The 22,144-nt window shown below is 63.8% G+C and carries 24 protein-coding genes; 14 read left to right on the top strand and 10 right to left on the bottom strand.

Going from position 1 to position 22,144, the window contains the following annotated elements:
* Positions 1–63 precede the first annotated feature (63 nt).
* Positions 64–2,721 carry a DUF4118 domain-containing protein gene (locus AC19YT_RS18280; protein ID WP_500597014.1) on the top strand — a complete coding sequence of 886 codons (2,658 nt, stop codon included), beginning with the start codon at positions 64–66 and terminating at the stop codon, positions 2,719–2,721.
* A gap of 47 nt (positions 2,722–2,768) precedes the next feature.
* Positions 2,769–3,458: a response regulator gene (locus AC19YT_RS18275; protein WP_095107479.1), complete on the top strand. Its 690-nt coding sequence runs from the start codon at positions 2,769–2,771 to the stop codon at positions 3,456–3,458.
* Positions 3,459–3,485: 27 nt separating this feature from the next.
* Here AC19YT_RS18275 and AC19YT_RS18270 read toward each other — a convergent pair whose 3' ends face one another.
* Positions 3,486–4,526 carry a patatin-like phospholipase family protein gene (locus AC19YT_RS18270; RefSeq protein WP_095107480.1) on the bottom strand — a complete coding sequence of 347 codons (1,041 nt, stop codon included), beginning with the start codon at positions 4,524–4,526 and terminating at the stop codon, positions 3,486–3,488.
* A gap of 223 nt (positions 4,527–4,749) precedes the next feature.
* Here AC19YT_RS18270 and AC19YT_RS18265 point away from each other — a divergent pair, with 223 nt between their 5' ends.
* The 3 genes from AC19YT_RS18265 to AC19YT_RS18255 all read left to right on the top strand — a co-directional run bounded on the left by AC19YT_RS18265 (position 4,750) and on the right by AC19YT_RS18255 (position 6,759).
* A complete protein-coding gene (locus AC19YT_RS18265) occupies positions 4,750–5,028 on the top strand; it encodes a hypothetical protein (RefSeq protein ID WP_095107481.1) in 279 nt (92 codons plus the stop codon).
* A 71-nt stretch (positions 5,029–5,099) separates the two neighbouring features.
* On the top strand, positions 5,100–5,867 hold the full coding sequence (locus AC19YT_RS18260; RefSeq protein ID WP_095107482.1) for a CHAD domain-containing protein: 768 nt from the start codon (positions 5,100–5,102) through the stop codon (positions 5,865–5,867).
* 97 nt (positions 5,868–5,964) lie between these two features.
* Positions 5,965–6,759 (top strand): acyl-CoA thioesterase, encoded by a 795-nt coding sequence (locus AC19YT_RS18255; RefSeq protein ID WP_095107483.1) that lies wholly within the window; start codon positions 5,965–5,967, stop codon positions 6,757–6,759.
* 7 nt (positions 6,760–6,766) lie between these two features.
* On the opposite strand, the gene AC19YT_RS18250 is transcribed toward AC19YT_RS18255, so the two are convergent.
* The 3 genes from AC19YT_RS18250 to AC19YT_RS18240 all read right to left on the bottom strand — a co-directional run bounded on the left by AC19YT_RS18250 (position 6,767) and on the right by AC19YT_RS18240 (position 9,695).
* Entirely contained in the window at positions 6,767–7,129 is a 363-nt protein-coding gene (locus tag AC19YT_RS18250; RefSeq protein ID WP_500610762.1) for an Mpo1-like protein, read from the bottom strand.
* Positions 7,130–7,294: 165 nt separating this feature from the next.
* A complete protein-coding gene (locus AC19YT_RS18245; RefSeq protein ID WP_095107485.1) occupies positions 7,295–8,776 on the bottom strand; it encodes a methyl-accepting chemotaxis protein in 1,482 nt (493 codons plus the stop codon).
* A 112-nt stretch (positions 8,777–8,888) separates the two neighbouring features.
* A complete protein-coding gene (locus tag AC19YT_RS18240) occupies positions 8,889–9,695 on the bottom strand; it encodes a TatD family hydrolase (RefSeq protein WP_500610761.1) in 807 nt (268 codons plus the stop codon).
* Positions 9,696–9,913: 218 nt separating this feature from the next.
* Between AC19YT_RS18240 and AC19YT_RS18235 the strand changes: the two genes are divergently transcribed.
* Both AC19YT_RS18235 and AC19YT_RS18230 read left to right on the top strand, forming a co-directional pair.
* Positions 9,914–11,335, top strand: a complete 1,422-nt coding sequence (locus AC19YT_RS18235) for an MltF family protein (protein WP_095107487.1) — start codon at positions 9,914–9,916, stop codon at positions 11,333–11,335.
* A gap of 102 nt (positions 11,336–11,437) precedes the next feature.
* The gene (locus AC19YT_RS18230) at positions 11,438–11,872 is read left to right on the top strand and encodes a DoxX family protein (RefSeq protein ID WP_095107488.1); all 435 of its coding nucleotides are present in this window, start codon (positions 11,438–11,440) and stop codon (positions 11,870–11,872) included.
* A gap of 146 nt (positions 11,873–12,018) precedes the next feature.
* Here the strand turns inward: AC19YT_RS18230 and AC19YT_RS18225 are convergent, their stop codons facing one another.
* Positions 12,019–12,483, bottom strand: coding sequence for a VOC family protein (locus tag AC19YT_RS18225; RefSeq protein WP_095107489.1), 465 nt, complete (start codon positions 12,481–12,483; stop codon positions 12,019–12,021).
* 111 nt (positions 12,484–12,594) lie between these two features.
* On the bottom strand, positions 12,595–13,068 hold the full coding sequence (gene soxR / locus AC19YT_RS18220; protein WP_095107490.1) for a redox-sensitive transcriptional activator SoxR: 474 nt from the start codon (positions 13,066–13,068) through the stop codon (positions 12,595–12,597).
* A 95-nt stretch (positions 13,069–13,163) separates the two neighbouring features.
* Here soxR and AC19YT_RS18215 point away from each other — a divergent pair, with 95 nt between their 5' ends.
* From AC19YT_RS18215 to AC19YT_RS18205, 3 genes are all read left to right on the top strand, one after another.
* On the top strand, positions 13,164–13,598 hold the full coding sequence (locus AC19YT_RS18215; RefSeq protein ID WP_095107491.1) for an antibiotic biosynthesis monooxygenase: 435 nt from the start codon (positions 13,164–13,166) through the stop codon (positions 13,596–13,598).
* 67 nt (positions 13,599–13,665) lie between these two features.
* On the top strand, positions 13,666–13,935 hold the full coding sequence (locus AC19YT_RS18210) for a hypothetical protein (protein ID WP_095107492.1): 270 nt from the start codon (positions 13,666–13,668) through the stop codon (positions 13,933–13,935).
* A 98-nt stretch (positions 13,936–14,033) separates the two neighbouring features.
* Complete coding sequence (locus AC19YT_RS18205; RefSeq protein WP_500597024.1) at positions 14,034–14,660, top strand: LysE family translocator; 627 nt, start codon at positions 14,034–14,036, stop codon at positions 14,658–14,660.
* A 63-nt stretch (positions 14,661–14,723) separates the two neighbouring features.
* On the opposite strand, the gene AC19YT_RS18200 is transcribed toward AC19YT_RS18205, so the two are convergent.
* Positions 14,724–15,695, bottom strand: a complete 972-nt coding sequence (locus tag AC19YT_RS18200) for a LysR family transcriptional regulator (RefSeq protein WP_095107494.1) — start codon at positions 15,693–15,695, stop codon at positions 14,724–14,726.
* A 105-nt stretch (positions 15,696–15,800) separates the two neighbouring features.
* Between AC19YT_RS18200 and AC19YT_RS18195 the strand changes: the two genes are divergently transcribed.
* On the top strand, positions 15,801–16,550 hold the full coding sequence (locus tag AC19YT_RS18195) for a sulfite exporter TauE/SafE family protein (protein ID WP_095107495.1): 750 nt from the start codon (positions 15,801–15,803) through the stop codon (positions 16,548–16,550).
* On the opposite strand, the gene AC19YT_RS18190 is transcribed toward AC19YT_RS18195, so the two are convergent.
* Positions 16,540–17,394, bottom strand: a complete 855-nt coding sequence (locus tag AC19YT_RS18190; RefSeq protein ID WP_500597027.1) for a LysR substrate-binding domain-containing protein — start codon at positions 17,392–17,394, stop codon at positions 16,540–16,542. The two genes, AC19YT_RS18195 and AC19YT_RS18190, sit on opposite strands and share 11 nt — an antisense overlap.
* A gap of 93 nt (positions 17,395–17,487) precedes the next feature.
* Here AC19YT_RS18190 and AC19YT_RS18185 point away from each other — a divergent pair, with 93 nt between their 5' ends.
* Positions 17,488–17,697 carry a YjiS-like domain-containing protein gene (locus AC19YT_RS18185; protein WP_256576509.1) on the top strand — a complete coding sequence of 70 codons (210 nt, stop codon included), beginning with the start codon at positions 17,488–17,490 and terminating at the stop codon, positions 17,695–17,697.
* A 17-nt stretch (positions 17,698–17,714) separates the two neighbouring features.
* Here AC19YT_RS18185 and AC19YT_RS18180 read toward each other — a convergent pair whose 3' ends face one another.
* On the bottom strand, positions 17,715–19,061 hold the full coding sequence (locus AC19YT_RS18180; protein ID WP_095107497.1) for a class II 3-deoxy-7-phosphoheptulonate synthase: 1,347 nt from the start codon (positions 19,059–19,061) through the stop codon (positions 17,715–17,717).
* A 149-nt stretch (positions 19,062–19,210) separates the two neighbouring features.
* Here AC19YT_RS18180 and AC19YT_RS18175 point away from each other — a divergent pair, with 149 nt between their 5' ends.
* Positions 19,211–19,966: a spermidine synthase gene (locus AC19YT_RS18175; protein ID WP_500610760.1), complete on the top strand. Its 756-nt coding sequence runs from the start codon at positions 19,211–19,213 to the stop codon at positions 19,964–19,966.
* Positions 19,967–20,075: 109 nt separating this feature from the next.
* Here the strand turns inward: AC19YT_RS18175 and AC19YT_RS18170 are convergent, their stop codons facing one another.
* Complete coding sequence (locus tag AC19YT_RS18170; protein WP_176465052.1) at positions 20,076–20,267, bottom strand: hypothetical protein; 192 nt, start codon at positions 20,265–20,267, stop codon at positions 20,076–20,078.
* Positions 20,268–20,409: 142 nt separating this feature from the next.
* Between AC19YT_RS18170 and AC19YT_RS18165 the strand changes: the two genes are divergently transcribed.
* Complete coding sequence (locus AC19YT_RS18165; RefSeq protein WP_095107499.1) at positions 20,410–22,083, top strand: DEAD/DEAH box helicase; 1,674 nt, start codon at positions 20,410–20,412, stop codon at positions 22,081–22,083.
* Positions 22,084–22,144 lie beyond the last annotated feature (61 nt).

The raw sequence follows: 22,144 nt of genomic DNA, 5'->3' as shown, positions 1-22,144 counted from the left end.
GCCGGCCCGCGACGACGGTTGCGAAAACCCCATATAACCACCCGCAAACAAGGGACCCTTTTGATGAGCAACGCCACCCGCGCCGACGCCCTGTTAGCCGACCTGCCACGGGACGGTCGCGGCCGCCTCAAGGTCTTTCTGGGCGCTGCTCCCGGCGTGGGCAAAACCTACGCCATGCTTCAGGCTGCCCACACCCAGTTGCGTCAAGGGGTGAAGGTGCTGGCGGGCGTGGTGGAAACCCATGGCCGCGCCGAAACCGAAGCCCTGCTCGCCGGCCTGCCCCAGCAACCCTTGGTGCGCTCGGAATACCGCGGCGTGGTGCTGGAGGAAATGGACCTCGACGGCTTGCTCCAGGCCAAGCCGCAATTGGTGTTGGTGGACGAACTGGCCCACAGCAACGCCCCCGGCAGCCGCCATGCCAAGCGCTGGCAGGATATCCAGGAACTGCTGGCCGCCGGCATCGACGTGTACACCACGGTCAACGTCCAGCACCTGGAAAGCCTCAACGACCAGGTGCGCGGCATCACCGGCGTGCAGGTGCGCGAGACGCTCCCCGATTGGGTGCTGCAAGAAGCCTTCGAGCTGCTGCTGATCGACTTGCCACCCCGCGAACTGCTGGAGCGCCTGCGCGACGGCAAGGTCTACGTGCCGGAGCAGGCGCGGGCCGCCATCGACGCGTTTTTTACCCAGACCAACCTCACCGCCCTGCGGGAGCTGGCGATGCAGACCGCTGCCGCCCAGGTGGACGACGACCTGGCCCTGGGCTATCGCCAATTGGGCCAAGCCGCACCCGCGGTGCGCGGGCGCTTGCTGGTGGGCGTGGACGGCGACAGCCAGGCCGAACGCCTGGTGCGCCATGCTAGCCGCGTGGCGCGGCGCCGGCATTTGCCCTGGAGCCTGGTGCATGTGGACAACGGTCGGGTGGCCGATGAGCAATCACGCCTGCGCCTGCAAAGCGCCCAGCAACTGGCCGAACGCCTGGGCGGCGAAGTGGTGCTGCTGCGCGCCGGCGAAGTGGCCAAGACCCTGATCCAGCACGCCGGCGAGCGCCGTGCCAGTTTGTTGCTGGTGGGCCAGTCGCGGCCCCGTTTGCGGCGCCGATTGCTCGGTGGAGGCTTGGCCTCGCGCTTGCTGCGCGATGCCCGGGGCCTGGAAATCAACGTGCTGGACAGCGACACCGACCAGCCACCGCCGCGCTCGCGGGCGGCCCACACCTTGGTGTGGTTCGACTATGCCCTGGCGGTACTGGCCACGCTGCTGGCCAGTGCCTTGGCCTGGGGCGTGGCCAGTGTGCTGCCGTTGCCCAACATCTCCCTGGTGTTCCTCGCGGCGGTGCTGCTGGTGGCGGTGCGCAGCAGCCTCGGCCCGGCGCTGGTGTGCGCGGCGCTGTCGTTCCTGACCTATGACTTTCTGTTCATCCCGCCGAATTTCTCCCTGAGCATCCAGCGCGAAGAAGACGTGCTGACCCTGTTGTTCTTCCTGCTGATGGCGGCGCTCACCGGTAACCTCGCAGCCCGCCAGCGCCAGCAGTTGCGGGCGTTGCGCGACACCCAGGAGGAAACCAGCGAACTGCTCGACCTGTCGCGCAAACTCACCGCCGCCACCGACCGGCGGGCGGTCATCAGCGCAGCGGCGCAGCACTTGGAAGGCTGGCGCGATGTGCAACTGTGCCTGGTCAACCGCCAGGGCCAGGCTGCCGACGGCTGGCAAGTGGAAAGCGGTGGCCCGTTGCAACTGAACGAGACCGAACGCGCCGCCGCCGATTGGGCCTGGCAACACGACCAAGCGGCGGGCCTGGGCACCGGCACGTTGCCGTTCGGGCGTTGGTGGTGGTGGCCGCTGTCGGTGGACGATGGTCCGCTGGGCCTGCTGGGCGTCTCGACCCACGATGGCTTGCCCCTGAGCGGCCAGCGTCGGCGTTTGTTGACCGCGTTGAGCCAGCCGCTGGCCCAGGCCCTGGCCCGCGCCCAATTGGCGCAAGACTTGGAAGCAGCGCGCCTGCACGGCGAAACCGAACAACTGCGCAGCGCGCTGCTGGCGTCGGTGTCCCATGACCTGCGCACACCGCTGACGTCCATGCGCGGCAGCATCGATAGCCTCTTGGCGCTGGGCGAGGCGATCCCGCTGGAAGATCGCCGTGAACTGCTCGAAGGCACCCGCGACGAAGCCGAGCGCCTGGACCGCTACATCCAGAACCTGCTGGACATGACGCGCCTGGGCCACGGCGCCCTGAAACTGGCCCGCGACTGGGTGTCGCCGGCCGACATCGCCGGCAGTGCCTTGAACCGTTTGCGCACGGTGCTGGCGCCGTTGCAGGTCAGCGTCGACGTGCCGGGCACCTTGCCGCTGCTGTATGTGCACGCGGCGCTGATCGAACAGGCGCTGGTCAATGTATTGGAGAACGCGGCGCGGTTTTCGCCGCCCCACGGGCGTTTGCAATTGAGCGCAGGGGCGGGCGACGAGGAGTTGTTTTTCACCGTTTGTGATGAAGGCCCGGGTATCCCTGAAGAGGACCGGGCGAAGATTTTCGACATGTTCTACACCGCCGCCCGGGGTGACCGGGGCGGGCAGGGCACAGGCCTGGGGCTGGCGATCTGCCAAGGGATGGTCGGCGCCCACGGCGGGCGCATCAGCGTCGGCGATGGCATCGACGGCCGAGGAACCTGCATCACGCTGCACCTGCCGCTGGCCACCCAACCGCCATTGGACGGTGAAGCCTGAAGCCGCCTGCGCTACTCTTTTGCCACTTTTTGCTTTGAATGGATGCCATGAGCCAGACCGCGACCATTTTGGTCATCGACGACGAACCGCAGATCCGCAAGTTTCTACGTATCAGCCTCGCCTCCCAGGGCTACAAAGTGTTGGAGGCGGGCACCGGCACTGAAGGCCTGGCCCAGGCCGCGCTAAACCAGCCGGATTTACTGGTGCTCGACCTGGGCCTGCCGGACATGGACGGCCAGCAGGTGCTGCGTGAGTTGCGCCAATGGTCCAGCATGCCGGTGCTGGTGCTGTCGGTGCGCGCCAGCGAGGGGCAGAAGGTCGATGCCCTGGACGGCGGCGCCAACGACTACGTGACCAAGCCGTTCGGCATTCAGGAATTCCTCGCTCGGGTGCGCGCCCTGCTGCGCCAGGCCCCCACCGGCGAAGCGCCGCAAGCGGCGCTGACCTTCGGCCCGCTGACCATCGACCTGGCGTACCGCCGCGTGGTCCTGGACGGCGCCCAAGTGGCCCTGACCCGCAAGGAATACGCGGTGCTGGCGCAACTGGCGCGCCACCCCGGGCGCGTGATTACCCAACAGCAATTGCTCAAGGACATTTGGGGCCCGACCCACACCGAAGACAGCCATTACCTGCGCATCGTGGTGGGGCACTTACGGCAGAAACTCGCCGACGACCCCACCAACCCGCGGTTCATCCTGACCGAGGCGGGGGTGGGGTATCGGTTGTTGGCGCCGTAACCACCGTTGTTACCACGACGGCGGCGGTCAGCTTTGTTCATTCTCATAACGGTCCAGGGTATCGCGGGCGATTTCCCGGCCCAGGGCGATCAGTTCCGGGGCTTTGTAGAACTCGAAGAAGCGGCACACGCGTTTGGGCACGTTGATGAGGATATCGGGTGGATAACCGGCGATCTTGTACTGCGCCAGTGAGGTCTGCATCACCTCGAAGCTTTGGTTAATCAGGTCCAGCAAAGACGCCGGGCCGACGTTGTCGATGATGAACGAGCCCGTCGCGGATTTTGGCGCGCCGGGGCCTTCGGGGGCGGCGGCCGGTTGCTGGGCCTCGGGCTCGGCGCCTTCGAGCCAGGGGTTGCGTTCCTTTTCGGCGTCCGGGCGCAGGGTCTCTTGTTCCAGCAACAGCAACTGCTCGGCCTGTTTGCGGCGAAAGGGCATATGGGAGCCCAGGGAACTCATCAGCCCGTCGAAGCGGCTCTTGAAGGCTGGCGGGCGCTGGATCACCGGCAGTTGATAGTGCTTCTGGTTGGTGGAGTTGAGGTTGACCGCGATTATCAGGTCGCAGTGGCTCGACACCACGGGCACGATGGGCAGCGGGTTAAGCAGGCCGCCGTCCACCAGCATGCGGTTGCCCTGCATCACCGGGGTGAACAGGCTGGGGATCGCCGCCGAGGCGCGCATGGCCTGGTGCAGGCAGCCTTCCTGGAACCAGATTTCCTGCTGGTTGGTCAGGTCGGTGGCCACCGCCGTGTAGGGGATGCGCAGCTCTTCGATATTGATGTCGCCGACGATCTTGCGGATCTGCCCGAACACCTTCTCGCCGCGAATCGCCCCCAGGCGAAAACTCACGTCCACCAGGCGCAGCACATCGAGGTAATCCAGGCTTTCGATCCAGTTGCGGTAGTCGTCGAGTTTGCCGGCAGCGTAGATGCCGCCGACCACCGCGCCCATGGAGCAACCGGCCACGCAGGCGATGTCATAGCCGCGGCGTTCGATCTCTTCAATTACCCCGATATGGGCATAACCCCGGGCGCCGCCGGAGCCGAGTACCAATGCAACACGCTTTTTCATCGTTCATCCTTTGGTCAAACAGGCCTCAACAATGCACCTATCGGGGGGCGGGCTTCAATCGCCGTAGCGGGTCGCAACGGCAAAGCGGTAGTTTTTTCGACAACGGGTGCCGGAGCACGCATGGCCTGGCGCCAGCTATATTGATCTGCGCGGGCAAGGCACTTTTTGCGCCGCCGGTCGTCTTACCGAGCACGTCTGTTCTTCCCTTATTGAGGTGTCTTTGATGAAAGCCTGGATCTGTCTGCCTTTGATGGTGCTGGCGCTGGCCGGTTGCGCCGGCAAAACCGCGTACCGCGACAGCTGCGCGACGCAACTCGATTCCGCCTGGCGTGAACTGGACCTGGCCAAGGCCGAGGGTTTTGCCGGTACGGTCAGTTACTCCAAGGCCCTGTCATTGCTGACCGGCGCCAAGACCCAACAACAGTTCGAGGCCTTTGAAGGTTGCAGCAGCAAGGCCGAGAAGGCACGCTTCTACATTCGTGAATCCCGCGCCGGCCGTTAATTGCGCCGATCCTGTCAAAACTTGCAGCTAACAGCGTATCGCTCGCAGCTGCACCCCCCGTGGAGCCGTACATGTCTGTGTTGGTTGATCGTCTGGTGGCCCGGGTCATGGACCTGGAAGTTCGTCTTTGGGCGTGTCAGGCGCGGCTGAGCGCCAGCACCGATGCCGAGGCCCTGCACAGCTTGCGCACCACGGTGCGGCGCTTGCGCAGCCTGTTGCGCCCGCTGCGCGGCTTGCCGGGGGTGGATCAACTGGAAGCGGCGGCGGCCGAGGTGGGCAACCTGACCACGCCCCTGCGCGACCGCGAGGTGCTGGCGGCCTACCTGTTGCGCCACGGCCATGTGGAAGCGGCCCGCCAGCGTAGCTTGCAAATGGCCGATACCTATCCGGCCGTGGCCGACGGTGCCGAACTGGCTCAGTTGCTGCTGATGCTCGACGCCTTCCCGCGGTTTTTGCGCGCCTCCCAGCGCCAGGGCTTGCTCGGCGGTTTGCGCCTGCGCATCGAAAAGCGCCTGGCCAAACAATGGAAAGAGTTGGCGCAGGCCCTGCGCGACCCCAACCACGATCGCCATCGCTTGCGCCTGCTGATTAAGCGCGTGCGCTATGGCATCGAGGCCTACCCCGAATTGAACCGCTTGCCGGCCCAGGCCATGCCCCGGCTCAAGGCTGCGCAAGGCGCCCTGGGCGACTGGCACGATTGCTGGCAATGGCTGCTGCGCGCCGAGCAGGAATCGGACCTGCTGCCGTGCGTGGCGGTGTGGCGCAAGACCATGGCCACCGCCCAAGGCCGTGCAGACCGCGTGCTTGAGCGTTTGCAACAGGACTGCTTCGGCGCCTGACGGCTTATCTGTCGGTGTTTTTGGCGGGAATAAGCACTGTGCCAGCACTGGGCGGCTGGTTAACATCCCGAAGTCTTTTCTTTGCCTTGAGGTGCACATGGGCTTTAGCGATTTACTCGAAGCGGTACGCAAGCAGCCGCTGGACGTCTCGATCCCGGCGCAATGGGCCCAGGGCCGCGCCAGTTTTGGCGGGCTGATGGCCGCGCTGCAATACGAAGCCATGCGCGCCAAGGTGCCGGCGGATCGCCCGGTGCGTTCGTTGGCGATCACCTTTGTCGGTCCGGCCGAGCCGGATGTGCCGATCCGTTTTGAAGTGGAGGTGCTGCGCGAGGGCAAGGCCGTCAGTCAAGTGCTGGGCCGTGCAGTGCAGAACGGCCAGGTCGTCACGTTGGTGCAGGGCAGCTTCGGCGCGTCGCGGCCGTCGGAAATCGAGGTGGCCGCCGAAGCGGCGCCGGACCTCAAACATTGGGAAGCCTGCCAGGAACTGCCCTACATCAAGGGCGTGACCCCGGAATTCATGCGCCACCTGGGCTTGCGTTGGGCGGTGGGTGGCTATCCGTTCAGCGGCGTGAAATCGCGGCACATGGGCGGCTGGGTGCGTTTGCGTGACGAGGCCGAAGCGGCGCTGACCGAGGCCCATATCCTGGCCCTGGTGGACGCCTGGCCGCCGGCGCTATTGCCGTACCTGAAAAAACCGGCGGCGGGCAGCACCCTGACCTGGACCATCGAGTTCGTGCAGCCGTTGCTGGCGCTGACGACGCTGGACTGGTGCAAGTACCAAGTGGAAATCGAACACGCCCGCGATGGCTATGGCCACACCGCCGCGGCGTTGTGGAGCGAGGACGGGCGTTTGATCGCCCTGAGCCGCCAAACGGTCACGGTATTCGCCTAAGCACGGTTCAACGGCGGTGGCGCTGGCGCCAGGCGCGCCACCAGGCACCGCTGAGGACAAAACGTGGAAACGTCAGGAACTGTTCGGTCAAAAGGCGCTGCACGGCGTCGGCACGGTCGCTGAACGGTTCGCTGGCCTGCTGCTCCAGGCTATGGCCATGGCGTTGCAGGCCCAGGGCCGCGAGCAGGCCGATCACGCCAATGGCCACACTGGCCGCACTCAGGGCGAACACGCCCGATACGATCAACAAAAACGCCACGATAAACAGCGGCACGGCAATCAGGTGCAACACCAGGTTGGTCGGGTTGCTGTGGTTGTGTGGGTACTGGCGCCATTGCCAGGCGGGGAGATTGGGGTGACGTTTGCCCATGGTGATAATCCTCTGTCCGTATGAAACATATGGACAAAGAATAGGGGCGCCCTGGCTGATCCGCGAATCGTGATTGCCTATGGCTATCATCGGCAATTTCCATCGGGCCTGCTGCGGCTGTTGTTGAAGCAAGCGGGCTCGCCTGCTTGCTACAACGGCCGTTCTTCAGAGTTTGAGTTGGCCGATGGCTTTGTTCAGTTCGCCGGCCAGGGTGGCCAGTTCGTTGCTGGTGGTGGCCGAGTCGACGGTTTGCTGCACGGTGTTTTCGGTCACGTCGCGGATGCTCACCACAGCGCGGTTCATTTCTTCGGCCACTTGGCTTTGCTGTTCGGCGGCGACGGCGATCTGGGTGTTGCTTTCGCGCATCTGGGCCACGGCGCTGGTGATCTCCATCAGCGAGGCGCCGGCCTCTTGGGCCTGCTGTACGCAGTCATCGGCCTTGAACGAGCTCTCTTGCATGAAGTCTACGGCGTCGCGGGTGCCGGCCTGCAGGGCCGAAACCATGAGGGTGATTTCATCGGTGGAGGCCTGCACCCGCTTGGCCAGGTTGCGCACTTCATCGGCCACCACGGCAAAGCCGCGGCCCATTTCCCCGGCGCGGGCCGCTTCGATGGCCGCGTTGAGGGCCAGCAGGTTGGTTTGCTCGGCGATGCTGTGGATCACGCTGACCACGCCGTTGATTTTCTGGCTGTCTTCGGCCAGGCGCTGGATCATCTCGGCGGTTTGCTGCACGCCGCTGGAGAGGCCGGCGATGGATTTCTGCACGCGGCTGACCACTTCCTGGCCACTGCCAGCGAGGGTATCGGCGCTTTTCGAGAGGTCACGAGTGGCGCCGGCGTGCTGGGCGATGTGGTAGACCGTGGCGGTCATTTCGTTGATGGCGGTGGCCGCTTGGTCGGTTTCGCTTTGCTGGCCGAGCATGCCGTGGCGCACTTCGTCCATGCTCGCGGCCAGGCGCGCGGCGCCCACGTCCAGTTGCCGGGCGGTGTTGGCCACGGTGCTGACCACGCGCTGATAACCGGCCTGCATGGCGTTGAACGCACTGGCCATCTGCCCGACTTCATCGGTGCAGGCCAGGGGCACGCGGGCGGACAGGTCGCCGGTTTTCTCGACGTGCAGCATCACGTCCTTGAGGGTGTTGAGCTGGCTGAGCAGGAAGCGGATCAGCAGTTGCGAGGCGCAGAGCATGGCGAACATCAGGATGAACACGGCCACCGCGTAGTTGGAAAAACGCTCGCTGAACACTTGCATCAGGCTTGGGGCGAAGGCCAGCACGGCGACTTTCTGGCCGTCGGCGCGGGTTATCACGTTGGCGCCCATCAACGGGTTCTCACCAAAGAACGGCATCGCGTCGATCAGCACCCACTCGTTGGCATCGGCCAGTTCTGGAAGAGCCTGCTCATTGAGGCTGGGGATTTGCCCGGCGCGAAACGCCAGCAAATGCTCGGCCTGGGGCAGCGGTTGGCCGGCGGGCCAGGCCTTGAGCAGGGTGGCTTGGGCCTGGGCCGACTCTTGGGAGGCGTGGGTACGCGACTGTTGTTCCAGTTGCACGGCGTACAGCACCAGCAGCAGGGTGGTGACGAAAGCGACCGCGTTGACGGCCCAGAACTTGTACTTCAACGAGATGTTGCTAAGCCAGGCACCCATAGGAAGGTCTTCTCTGATAGCGGAAACATTTTTGGCAAGGTGCCATTATTGTGCCGCTATCCAGGAAAAGGAACCTTGATATGGGTCAAATGAGGTCGCGGCGCAGGCTGATTCAATCGAGGAAGGGTAGCCCAAAAAAGTCGCGGGCGCAGGCGGTGGTGTGGGCGGCCAGGTCGGCTTCGGTTTCGTCGCGGTGGCGCGCCACTTCGCGCAGCACTTCGCCCAGGTAGGCCGGCTCGTTGCGCCCGTTCTTGGGTTTGGGTCGCAGGGTACGCGGCAGCAGGTAGGGCGCGTCGCTTTCGAGCATCAGGCGCCCACGGGGGATTTCACGCACCAAGGGATGCAGGTGGGTGCCGCGGCGTTCATCGCAGATCCAACCGGTGATGCCGATGTGCAGGTCCAGGTCCAGGTAGCTGAACAGTGCCCGTTGTTCGCCGGTGAAGCAGTGCACCACGGCGGCGGGCAACTGGTCGCGAAAGTCCCGCAGGATCTCCAGCAAGCGTTGGTTGGCGTCCCGTTCATGAAGGAACACGGGCAATTGCAGCTCCACGGCCAGGGCCAGGTGTTGTTCCAGGACTTTTTCCTGTTGCGGGCGCGGCGAGAAGTCGCGGTTGAAGTCCAACCCGCATTCGCCCACCGCGCGCACCGTGGGCGCCTTGCACAAGTCGCTTAGGCGCCGGGCGCTATCGGCGTTCCAGTCGCTGGCGCTGTGGGGGTGGATGCCGGCGGTGGAGAACAACCGTTGGCCGCTGCTGTCCAGTTGCTGGCACAGCTCCAGGGCCTGTTCGCTGCCCTCCACGCTGGTGCCGGTGAGCACCATTTGGCAGACCCCGGCCGCTTGCGCGCGCTCCAGTACGGCCTGGTGCTTGTCGGCGAAACTGGGGTTGGTCAGGTTGACGCCGATATCGATGAGTTGCATGGTGCTACCTCTGCCTCGCGGCCGCAAAGCATATCAGAGCCCCGGTTTTATAAGAAAAGCCAAGAACTACAACGGCTTATCGCGGTCATTTGAGGCCCTTGGGAATGCCTGGGCTGACAGCAGTGCTATCCATGTGCCAGTCTCGCGTCCTTTTCTGGCTTGGCTGGCCTTGTGTTTATCGCCCGGGATCTCCCGGCCTTACTGATCCCGGAGAGCGGATGACGCGACCCACCCTATGGCTTTTGCTATGCCTGGCGGCCCTGTTGCCGCTGCCGGCGGCGGCGCGCCTGCCCGGGCCGGTGCAGGCCGTGGCCACGGATAAGGTCCGCGACCTGGCGCAAATCCGCAGCAGCCGGGTGTTGCGGGTGCTGGTCAACCAGAGCCGCAACAGCTCAGGCGAGGTCCAGGGCCAGTCCATTGGCGTGGAGTACCATCGCTTGCGGGCCTTCGAGCAGTACCTCAATGGCCATGCCCGTGATGGCCAGGAAATCAGCCTCAAGATCATTCCCAAAGCCAAGGAGCAGTTGCTCGGTGCGTTGCAGCGCGGTGAAGGCGACTTGGTGGCACCGGGTGAGTTGCTCGACCCCCATTCCGGCCATGGTGTGAGCACCAGCGAGCCGATTGCCAGCGATGTGCCGCTGTTGCTGGTGGGCATCAAGGGCGAGCGGCGCTACACGCGCCTGGAGCAGTTATCCGGCAAGACCCTGACCCTGGCCACTGGCAGCGCGGCGGCCGGAGCAATCGACCAGATCAACCAGAAACTGGCGCTGCGCAAGTTACCGCCGGTGCTGATCGAGTGGGTGGACCCCAGCCTGGCGGTGGAGGATGTGTTGGAGATGGTCCAGGCCGGGATCTTTCACCTGACCATCGTCGAGCAACCGATTGCCGAGCGCTGGGGCAAGATCCTGCCTAAATTGCGCTTCGATCGCCAGGTGCTGGTGAGCGAGCCGGGGGAGCAGTACTGGTTTGTGCGCCGCGACGCATCGATGTTGCGCGCCAGCATCGACCGGTTCCTGAAAACCTATCGAGCCCCGTCCGACCAGGACGCCGCATTCCTACGCATCTACCGGCGCTTGTACAAGGTGCACAACCCTTTGGCGCGGGTCACCCGCCAGCGTTTGGAAAAACTGCGCCCGGTCCTGCAAAAACACGCTCGCGAGCAGGGTATGGACTGGCTCAACCTGGCGGCGCTGGCCTTCAAAGAGTCCGCCCTGCAGCCCAGTGCCCGCAGTGGCGGTGGGCCCACGGGGTTGATGCAGATCACGCCGTCGGCGGCCCAGCGGGTGGGGGTCAACAATATCCAGAGCCTGGACAGCAATGTGCAGGCCGGCGCCAAGTACCTGGCGTTGATCCGCCGCAAGTTCTTCGCCAGCCCCAAGCTCAACGAGCGTGAGCGCATGGCGTTCGTGCTGGCGGCTTACAACATGGGCCCGGAGCGGGTCCAGGGCATGCGCGCCGAGGCCCGGCGCCGGGGCCTGAACCCCGATCAGTGGTTCTTCCAGGTCGAACGCATCGCCATGGAGCAGGTGGGAATGGGGGCGGTCAGCTATGTTAATAGCGTCAATAAGTATTACTTGGCATTCGACCGGGAACGGGAGTCCTTGGAGCCCGGGACGCAGAAGGTCGTCTCACGCAAGTGATCGAATAATCTGATTGTTATCTCGCGTTTTTAGCGCTTTTAACATTTCGGTTACTGATTAATATGGCGGCCATGCCCCCAACAACACAATGGATGACCCAGCATGAGCACACTGATTAACCGCGTACTGTTCACTCGCGCAGGCTATGGCCTGACGGTCCTGCGCATCTTTGTCGGCATCATCTTCGCTGCCCACGGCTCGCAGAAACTTTTTGGCTGGTTTGGCGGCGGCGGCTTGGCCGGCACGGCGCAGTGGATGGAAAGCATCGGCCTGGCGCCGGGCTACCTGATGGCATCGCTGGCCGGCGGTACCGAGTTCTTCGCCGGCTTGGCCCTGATTATTGGCCTGTTGGCGCGTCCTGCGGCGTTGGGCCTGTCGTTCACCCTGTTGGTGGCGATTTTCTCGGTGCACATCAGCCACGGCCTGTTCATGGCCAACAACGGTTATGAATTCGCCCTGGCGCTGTTGGGCGGCACGATCGCAGTGTTGTTTGAAGGCGCGGGCAAGTTGTCGGCCGACGCGGCGATTGCCCGGTAATTGAGGGGATAAAAGAAGCACCCCTGTGGGAGCGGATTTGCTCGCGATAGCAATGGCAAATTCAGCCTGAATGTCGGCTGAAATCGCCATCGTCGGATCGCCGCGCGAACCAGGCCCGCTCCCACACAAACCTGCACACAGGTTGTTTAGCCCTGTTTGAACAGCTCCTGCGCCCGCCGTCCGATTTCTTCGGGGCTCAGGTCTTCCTTGTGGGTGGAGATGAACCACACATGGCCGAAAGGGTCTCTGAGCGCGCCGCTGCGGTCGCCGTAGAACTGATCCTTGACCTCGGAAATCGCCGTGGCCCCGGCCTTGAGCGCGCGGGCGAACTGGCTGTCAACGTCATTGACGTACAAATGCAGGCCCACCGACGTACCCTGCAAGGCGTCGGGGCCGCCCAGGCCTGATTCGGAGCACGGGGTGGCAAGCATGATGGCGCTGTCGCCGATGCGCAGTTCGGCGTGGCCGACGTCACCGTTGGGCATGTCCAGGCGCATGATTTCGTTGGCGCCGAAGGCTTCTTTATAAAACTCTATGGCTTTGGCGGCAGCCTTGATGCCCAAGTAAGGCGTGATGCTGTGATAGCCCTCGGGGATGGGTTTGACATTCATGGCCGTTCTCCTTTTGGTGGGGGATGGGGGTGAACCTTCATGGTTGTGCAACGTTTTCACTATAGGCGCGGGCACCCGTCACCAGGTTTCAGCCGACGGGGAGCACGTCGGTTAGCGGGATTTCCCACGCTCGCTCGGTTCCAGCAAATGCGCCCCGGGGCCTTGCTCGCCCAGCACATCGCCGAAATTGCGCAGTGGGCAGGCCTCCATGGACAAGCAGCCGCAGCCCATGCAGCCGTTGAGCTGGTCGCGCAGCCACACCAGTTTGTTGATGCGCTCGTCCAGGTCGTTGCGCCACTGGGCAGACAGGTTCTTCCAGTCCGCCGCTGTCGGGGCGCGGCCATCAGGCAGTGCGTGCAAGGCATCGTGAATGGTCGCCAGGGGAATGCCCAGTCGTTGGGCGATCTTGATGAGTGCCACCCGCCGCAGCACTTCGCGCGGGTAGCGGCGCTGGTTGCCTTGGTTGCGGTTGCTCTTGATAAGGCCCTTGGCCTCGTAGAAGTGCAGGGCGGTCACCGCCACGCCACTGCGGGCAGAGAGTTGGCCGACGCTCAATTCCTTGTGCAGCATTTCTTTGGTAATCATGTGGTTTTGCCGCTTGACCTTGACTTAGGTAGAGGTTTTACCCTGCAGGCCTTCAGATCGCAAGGTCTGGCTTCCATGTCGCGAGGGAACGGTTCATGCACGTATCAGAGAACAACCGCAGCTTCACCCAACTGATCGAATTCGAGATCGAACCCCATCAACTGCAAGGGCTGGTCAGCGCCCTGGCCGAGCAATCCGAACATCTGGCCCAGGGGTACGGTGGTTTTCTCAACGCCAGCGTGCAGGCCAGTGAGGATGGGCGCCGGGTGCTCAATTACCTGCAATGGGAATCCCGCGAGGCGGGAGAGGCAGCGTTCGTGCGGTTTGAGCGCGGGGAGGAGGATTTTTGGCAACTGATCCGCGCCTATCACGCCAAGGCTGTCACTTTCGGCTCCTTCCAGGTGCTGCGCAGTATCGAACGCAGCCACGATGACGCCCTGCACTGCAACCTAGTGCACGCGACGGTTTATCCACAGGTGATGTGTGGCGACCCTGCTGCACATGCCAATAGCCACTATCGAGAAGGTTGATTTTTGTCGGTTGCCCCACAGGCGTAGCCTATGGCCATTGCTTCACCGCGATTGCCAGGAGTCTGTGATGAACCGTTTTGCGCTTGCCCTTTCGCTGCTTGGCACCGTGTCATTGGCCGGCTGCGCGACGCCGCCAGGCCCGCAGGCGCGGCCGTTCACTGTGCAGGAAAGCCAGGAGCTGGCGCTCGAGGCCCTGAACCGCCGTGGCTTGTCTTTTGACGAGTACCAGCGCAAACGGGCCGAGTTGCTCAAACCGGCGGCGCCGCACTTGGGTTTCGATCGCCAGGGCGAGATGAATGCCGATCGTAGTGCAGTTTTACGCAGTCGCTCCAGCTGAGCTAACTGTACTGCCGCAAGTTTTGTGCAACTGTGCGTGGGTTTCACCGCGGTGCTCCGATAGGGTCGAGGCCTGAACGACCTTGATGGAATTGCACCATGACGCTCTCGCTGGACTTGCTGTTGGGCTTCGCCCTGTTTGCCTTGGTGACGTCGATCACCCCCGGGCCGAACAACACCATGCTGCTGGCGTCAGGGGTGAATTTCGGCTTCCACCGCACAATCCCCCATATGCTCGGTATCACCTGCGGTTTTTTCATCCTGGTGCTGGCGGTTGGCTTTGGCTTGGGTGCTGTGTTCGAGACTTATCCCCTGGTCTACAACGTACTGCGCTATGTCGGCGCGGCGTATCTGTTGTACCTGGCGTGGAAAATCGCCCACAGCGGCCCGGTGTCAGAGGGCGAGCGGAGCGAGGGTAAACCCATCAGTTACCTGGGGGCGGCGGCGTTCCAGTGGGTCAACCCCAAGGCGTGGATCATGGCCATTGGCGCTATCAGCACCTACACCCCGTTGCAGGGTTACTTCACTAATGTGGTGGTGATTGCTGCCGTGTTTGCCCTGATAAACCTGCCCAGCGTGGGCATGTGGGTGGTGTGCGGTACGCTGTTGCGCAATGTGCTGCGCGAGCCTCGTTGGTTGCGGCTGTTCAACTGGGGCATGGCGCTGCTGCTGGTGATGTCCTTGTACCCGCTGCTGGCCGATAGCCTGCGGCATCTGCTGGGCTGAAGCCACGACAGCCGCGAAGTCCGTTCTAGAGGGCTTTGCGGCTTTTTTGTGGCGGTTTTTTCGTCATTGCCCCGAGTTTTGGCGCCAGCGCAGGTCGCTTTGCAGGGCCAGGTCCCAGGGCGGCATCGGGCTGAAGCGGCTCTTGAGGTATTCCAGCAGCAAGCGGCTGCGGGAGTTGGCCTGCTGCTCCAGGCGCAGGGCGTAGATGCCGCTGGCTTCGGGCCGGGGCAAGCCGTCGTCGCAGAACAGCGGCAGCAGTTCGCCGCGCAGCAGGTATTGGCTTATCAGCCAGGTGGGCAGGTGCGCGATGCCCAGCCCGGCGAGAGCACCGTCCACCAAGGCTTCGGCGTTGTTGCTGCTCATGCGCACCCGCTGTGGGCGATGAGCCTGCTGCTGACCGTCCACCGTAAAACGCCAGGCGAAGGGCGGCGCCAAACCATCCCAATCGAGGCCATCGTGGTCGCCCAGTTCGCCGGGGTGGGTGGGCGTGCCGCGCCGCTTGAGGTAGGCCGGGCTGGCGCAGGCGATGCGCACCATGCTCGCCAGCGGGGTAGCCACCAGCCGCGTGTCGGCCATAAGCCCGGCGCGCAGCACCAGGTCGACCTTGCCCAAGTGCGCACCCTGCATGTCGACAAAGCTGTCGATCAGGTGCAACTGCACATCCAGCCCCGGGTAGGCCAGCAAAAAATCCGCGATTACCGGTGCCAAATGGCGGCGGCCGAACGCGGCAGGGGCGTCGATGCGGATCAGGCCTTGCGGGGCAGTGCTCAGGGATACCGCTTCGGCGCGGGCCAGGCGCAATTCGCTGACGATACGCCGTGCCCGCTCGGCAAAGGCCAAGCCGGCGGGCGTGGCGCGCACGGCGTGGGTGCTGCGGATGAACAACTGGCTGCCCAGGGCGCTTTCCAGGCTGTCGATACGCCGGGCCACGGCCGACGGGGTCAAGGGGTGGCGGCGCGAGGCGGCGGAAAAACTGCCGGTTTCCAGTACGTCGAGAAAAAGGCCGAGTTGGTCGGTGAGTAGGTTTGGATTCACGGAGGGGCTCGCTTGTGCGGATAGCGCATAGCCATTGTGCGTTGCTGTGCGTTTCCAGGCTAGGCCAGGTTGCGTAGCATGCGGGCACCTTGTGAGGAGTGGCCTGTGATTGAGTTAGCGATGTATCTGGCCCTGGGTGCGGCGTTGGGCACCGTGGGCGGGTTGTTCGGCATTGGCGGCGGTTTGATCGCGATCCCGGTGCTGGGCGTGTTGTTCGGCCTGGACCAGCAGATCGCCCAGGGCACGGCGCTGGTGATGGTGGTGCCCAACGTGATGCTGGCCTTGTGGCGTTACCACCAGCGCAACCGCATCGAGCTGCGCCATGTCTTGCCGTTGGCGAGCATGGGTTTTTGTTTTGCCTGGCTGGGTTCGATCTGGGCGGTGGGCCTGGACGCGCGGTTGATGCGCCTGGGCTTTGTGGCGTTCCTGATAGCCCTATCGGTGTACAACCTGGCGCGCATGTTCACCCGCACGGCCGCGCCCTCGGCGCAGATGCGCTATGGCTGGCCTTGGCTCGGTGTGCTGGGGGCCGCTTCGGGGTCGATGGGCGGCTTGTTCGGCGTGGGCGGCGCGGTGGTGGCAACGCCCGTGCTGACCAGCCTGTTCGGCACCACCCAGGTGGTGGCGCAGGGCTTGTCACTGGCCCTGGCGCTGCCGAGCACCGGCGTGACCCTGGTGACCTACGCCCTGCACCAGCAGGTCAACTGGGGAGTTGGCGTGCCGTTGGCCATCGGTGGCCTGCTGAGCATCAGTTGGGGGGTGAAGATCGCCCACGCCTTGCCGGAGCGCCTGCTGCGTGGGTTGTTCTGCGGTTTTCTGGTGGTCTGCGCGGTGATGCTGGCTTTTAAAGTCTGAAGCCTTCGACGATGTGCTCGGCCAGGCATTCGGTGATGGGCGAGTTTTTTTGCGGATGGCGCAACAACATGATGCTGGCGGCGGGCAGTTCCGGCATGCCATCGGCGGCGCCCAGCACCCGCAGGTCATCGGTGACCAGGCTGCCCATATGGGCGGTGACCGCCAGGCTGGCGCTGACCACCGCCATAATCGCCGCCACGCTGGAGCTGTGGTAAGCCAGGCGAAAATCCCGGCCGCAACCCTCCAGCGCTTTGCACGCCCATTGGGTGCAAAAGAACTCCGGGCCGGGCATGGCCAGGGGCAGCACGGTGTGTTCCTCCAGGCAGAACCCCGGCGCGGCGGCCCACACCAGGCGTTCGTGGCGCAGTAATTGGCCGATTTCCTCGCCGGGTTTGCGGGTGATGACGGTCAGGTCCAGGTCCTGGCGTTGCATCAGGATGCTGGAGGCCTCGCAGTGCATTTCGATCTGGATCAGCGGATAGGCCTGGGCGAAGCGCGACAGGATGCCCGGCAGAAACCGCATCACGTAGTCGTCCGGTGTACCGATGCGCACGGTGCCGACCATGTGCGGCTCGCGCAGGGTGTTGAACACTTCGCTGTGCAGCTTGAGGATGCGCCGCGCATAGCCCAGCAGAATCTGGCCTTCGGGAGTGAGCCGCACCTGGCGCCCGTCGCGCTGGAAGAGCTGGCGTTGCAGCACGTCCTCTTCCAGGCGCTTCATCTGCATGCTGACCGCCGATTGGGTGCGGTTGACTACCTCCCCGGCGCGGGTGAACCCGCCCTGGTCGGCGATGGCGACAAAGGTGCGCAGGACTTCGGTGTCGATACTGGGGTAGTGGCTCATCAATCAATCTCTGAGATGTATTGCATCAGAAACATTCGTTGGATTGATCTTAGCCCTGATAACAGACTGCCGTCATCCCCATTGGAGAACAGGATGATGAAAGCTCAACGCGGCTTTTTGGTAGTGACCCAGGCGCCGTGGCGCCCGCTGCTGCAACGGCTCGGCCGCTGGCGCGAGGTGCGCCGAGAGCGGCGGCTGTTGGCGGGGCTCAGCGATGACGCGCTCCGGGATATCGGCCTGAACCCGGCGGATGTGCGCGCCAGCACGGCAGACCCGTGCTGGCGCGACCCTTTGGGCCGCTGACCCTGTCTAGGCGGGGCTCAGCGTTTGACTTGCTTGAGGGTTTCGGCGATCAGGAAGGCCAGTTCTAGGGATTGGTCGGCGTTCATCCGTGGGTCGCAGTGGGTGTGGTAGCGATCCGACAAGCCATCCTCGGTGATTGGCCGGGCGCCGCCGATGCACTCGGTGACGTTCTGGCCGGTCATCTCGATATGAATGCCGCCGGCATAGCTGCCCTCGGCTTGGTGAACCTGGAAGAACTGCTTCACTTCGCCGAGGATCTGCGCAAAATCGCGGGTCTTGTAGCCGCTGCTGGCCTTGATGGTATTGCCGTGCATCGGGTCGCAGCTCCACAGCACCTGCTTGCCTTCGCGTTCCACGGCGCGAATCAGCTGTGGCAAGTGGTCGCCCACCTTGCTGGCGCCCATGCGCGCGATCAGGTTCAGGCGCCCGGGGTCGTTGTCCGGGTTGAGGGTGTCGATCAGGCGGATCAGGTCGTCGGTGTTCATGCTCGGGCCGACCTTGACCCCGATGGGGTTGTTCACCCCGCGCAGGAACTCGACATGGGCACCGTCCAGTTGGCGGGTGCGGTCGCCGATCCACAGCATGTGGGCCGAGCAGTCGTAGTAGTCGTTGGTCAGGCTGTCGCGGCGCACGAAGGCTTCTTCGTAATTGAGCAGCAGGGCCTCATGGGCGGTGAAGAAACTGGTTTCGCGCAGTTGCGGCGAGCTGTCCATGCCGCAGGCGCGCATAAAGGCCAGCGTCTCGTCGATGCGGTTGGCCAAATGGCTGTACTTTTCGGCCAGGGCCGAGTTGGCGATGAAATCCAGGTTCCACTTGTGCACTTGGTGCAGGTCGGCAAACCCGCCCTGGGCGAACGCGCGCAGCAGGTTCAGGGTGGCGGTGGATTGGTGATAGGCCTGGAGCAGGCGTTCCGGGTCCGGCACGCGGCTTTTTTCGTCGAAACCGATGCCGTTGACGATATCGCCACGGTAGGCCGGCAGGGTCACGCCGGCGAGGGTTTCGTCATTGGCTGAACGCGGCTTGGCAAATTGCCCGGCCATGCGCCCGACCTTGACCACCGGGCAACCGGCGGCAAAGGTCATGACAATCGCCATTTGCAGCAGCACCTTGAAGGTGTCGCGGATTTTTGCCGCCGAGAACTCGGCAAAGCTTTCGGCGCAATCACCGCCCTGCAGCAGGAACGCGCGGCCCTGGGTCACTTCGGCAAACTGGCGGCGCAACTCCCGGGCCTCACCGGCAAACACCAGCGGCGGGTAACTGGCCAGGCTTTGCTCGACCCGCAGCAAATGCGCCGCGTCGGGGTAGTGGGGTTGTTGCTGGATCGGCAGGGCACGCCAGCTATCGGGACTCCAGGGTTGGCTCATCGCAGGCTCTAGTGTTTTACGGTGGGAGCGGCATGTTATCAGCAATTAGTACGTGACCTGTGCGCGCTGCTTCGCCCACAATCGCGCCTTTGCCGCGTTCAACCGGCAGTTTATTGCGTCGCCGGGCCCGGCGGCGATCAGGAGACGAAATGACTGAGGAGCGCGTCGAGCATTTGCTCGCCGAGGTGCAGGACGAGTACGGCGTGATTCGCGTGCTGGAAGTGGCGGACTACCGCTTTCTCGAGTTTGGCGATGCCATCGAGCAGAGTTGCGTGTTCACCGCCGACCCGAGCTGGCTGGAGTACGACTACACCCGCGCCATGCTGATTGGCGCGCTGTGCCACGAGGCGCCGGAAAGCGCGCTGTTCCTGGGGTTGGGCGCCGGCACGCTGACTCAGGCCTGCCTCAAGTTCCTGCCCCTGGAAGATGTCGAAGCCATCGAGCTGCGCCCCGACGTGCCACGCCTGGCCATCGAGTACCTGGGGCTGGACGACGACCCGCGCCTGTATATCCGCGTGGGCGATGCCCTGGAGCTGCTGGCCAGCGCCGAATCCGCCGACCTGATTTTCGTCGACCTCTATACCGATGTCGGCCCCGGTGTAGGGCATCTGGCCTGGGGTTTTCTGACCGACTGCCAGAAACGCCTGAACCCGGGCGGTTGGCTGGTCATCAACCAATGGGCCACGGATGACGGCAAACCCCTGGGCGCGGCGTTGCTGCGCGGCCTTTACCACCGACATTACTGGGAACTGCCGGTGAAGGAGGGCAACGTGATCCTGATCGTGCCCGCCGACCTGGAGCAGGAGCTGGACCTGCCTGCCCTGACCGCCCGGGCCGAGGCGCTGGCACCCCGCCTGGGCTATTCGCTGCAGGCGCTTATCAAGGCGATGCGCCCCGCGACCTGATCGTGGGCCAGCGCCCCTTGAACAGCCCCGAACGCCGGCTTGAGTGATGACGGTTGTCCGCGGCACAGGGGCGCAGCGATGAAACGTTTAAGCCTCTCACCTGGCAGGCTCAGGCTTTTAGAGCGTCGACCTTGGCACGGGAATGGGCAAAGCCCGCGACATCAAGGCCTGCGCTCGGCTTGGGCATTAAAAAAAACTCCCTTTTTTGGTGAATTCCGGTATAGTGCGCGCCGGCCTTTAGCCAGGCCGCGTTCAGGTAGCGCAATTCCCCGAAGTCAGCTTCGGCTGCACGTCCGTACAAACGGACTCTTCCTTGACGATCCTTTCATTCATTCGTTTTCGCAAATCCCCGCCGACAAAGCAGCCAGGGCGACTCTTGAGTCTTACACGGCATGCGCAGCTTTGGAGCATGGGTCTTTGCGGATGCACTTAGAGGCAGACCCATGACCCAGGAAACCGGCGGCTTCGCCGCTTTTAATCTTAATCCGAACATTCTCGCCGCCGTCATCGCAACCGGCTACGAAGAACCTTCGGCTATTCAGCAGCAATCGATCCCGATCATCATGGCCGGTCACGACATGATTGGTCAGGCGCAAACCGGTACGGGTAAAACTGCCGCGTTCGCCCTGCCGATCCTGCACCGCATCGATCCTGCTAAGCGCGAACCGCAAGCCCTGATCCTGGCGCCAACCCGTGAGTTGGCGCTGCAAGTAGCAACCGCTTTTGAAACCTACGCCAAGCAAATGCCGGGCGTTACCGTCGTGGCTGTCTACGGTGGCGCGCCCATGGGCCCGCAACTCAAAGCCATCCGCAACGGCGCACAAATCGTCGTCGCCACCCCGGGCCGCCTGTGCGACCACCTGCGTCGCGACGAAAAAGTGCTGGCGACCGTGAACCACCTGGTTCTGGACGAAGCTGACGAAATGCTCAAGCTGGGCTTCATGGATGACCTGGAAGTCATCTTCAAAGCCCTGCCCGCCAGCCGCCAAACCGTACTGTTCTCGGCGACCCTGCCACAGTCGATCCGTGCCATCGCCGAGCGCCACCTGCGCGATCCGCAGCACGTGAAGATCCAGACCAAGACCCAGACCGTTACCGCGATCGAGCAGGCACACCTGCTGGTTCACGCTGACCAGAAGACCTCGGCTGTATTGAGCCTGCTGGAAGTCGAAGACTTCGACGCCCTCATCATGTTCGTGCGCACCAAACAAGCAACCCTGGACCTGGCCAGCGCCCTGGAAGCCAAAGGCTACAAAGCCGCTGCACTGAACGGTGACATTGCCCAGAACCAGCGTGAGCGCGTGATCGAATCCCTCAAGGATGGCCGTTTGGACATCGTTGTGGCGACCGACGTTGCCGCCCGTGGCCTGGACGTTCCGCGCATCACCCACGTGTTCAACGTGGACATGCCTTACGACCCTGAGTCCTACGTGCACCGTATCGGCCGTACCGGCCGTGCCGGTCGCGAAGGTCGTGCGCTGCTGCTGGTGACGCCACGCGAGCGCCGCATGCTGCAAGTGATCGAGCGCGTGACCGGGCAGAAAGTTGCCGAAGTTCGCCTGCCAGACGCCCAGGCTGTGCTCGATGCGCGCATCAAGAAGCTGACCAACAGCCTGTCGCCGCTGGTGGCTGACGCCGAATCGACCCACGGCGATCTGCTCGATCGCCTGACCGCCGACATCGGTTGCACCCCGCGCGCCCTGGCCGCAGCCTTGCTGCGCAAGGCCACCAACGGTCAAGCCCTGACCCTGGCGGCCATCGAGAAAGAACGCCCACTGGTGCCGAACAACGCACCCCGTGGCGATCGTCCTGAGCGTACCGGCGACCGTCCGGACCGTGGTGATCGCGAGCGCCGCGCTCCGGTTCCACTGGCCGAAGGTCGTGCCCGTTGCCGCACCGCGTTGGGCGCGCGTGATGGCATCGCCGCCAAGAACCTGCTGGGCGCTATCCTCAACGAGGGTGGCCTGGCGCGCGAAGCGATCGGTCGTATCCAAGTGCGTGATAGCTTCAGCCTGGTCGAGTTGCCGGAAGATGGTCTGGAGAAGTTGCTGACCAAACTGAAAGACACTCGCGTTGCCGGTAAGCAGCTCAAACTGCGTCGCTATCGCGAAGATTGATCCGCTTGCGGGTTGATTGATCGCACATGAAAAATCCCCGACTGGTTCGGGGATTTTTTAT

This window comes from Pseudomonas sp. MF08875, from assembly GCF_059862525.1.
The sequence above is the reverse complement of the archived record's forward strand: the minus strand, read 5'-3'. Positions and strand labels throughout refer to the sequence as shown.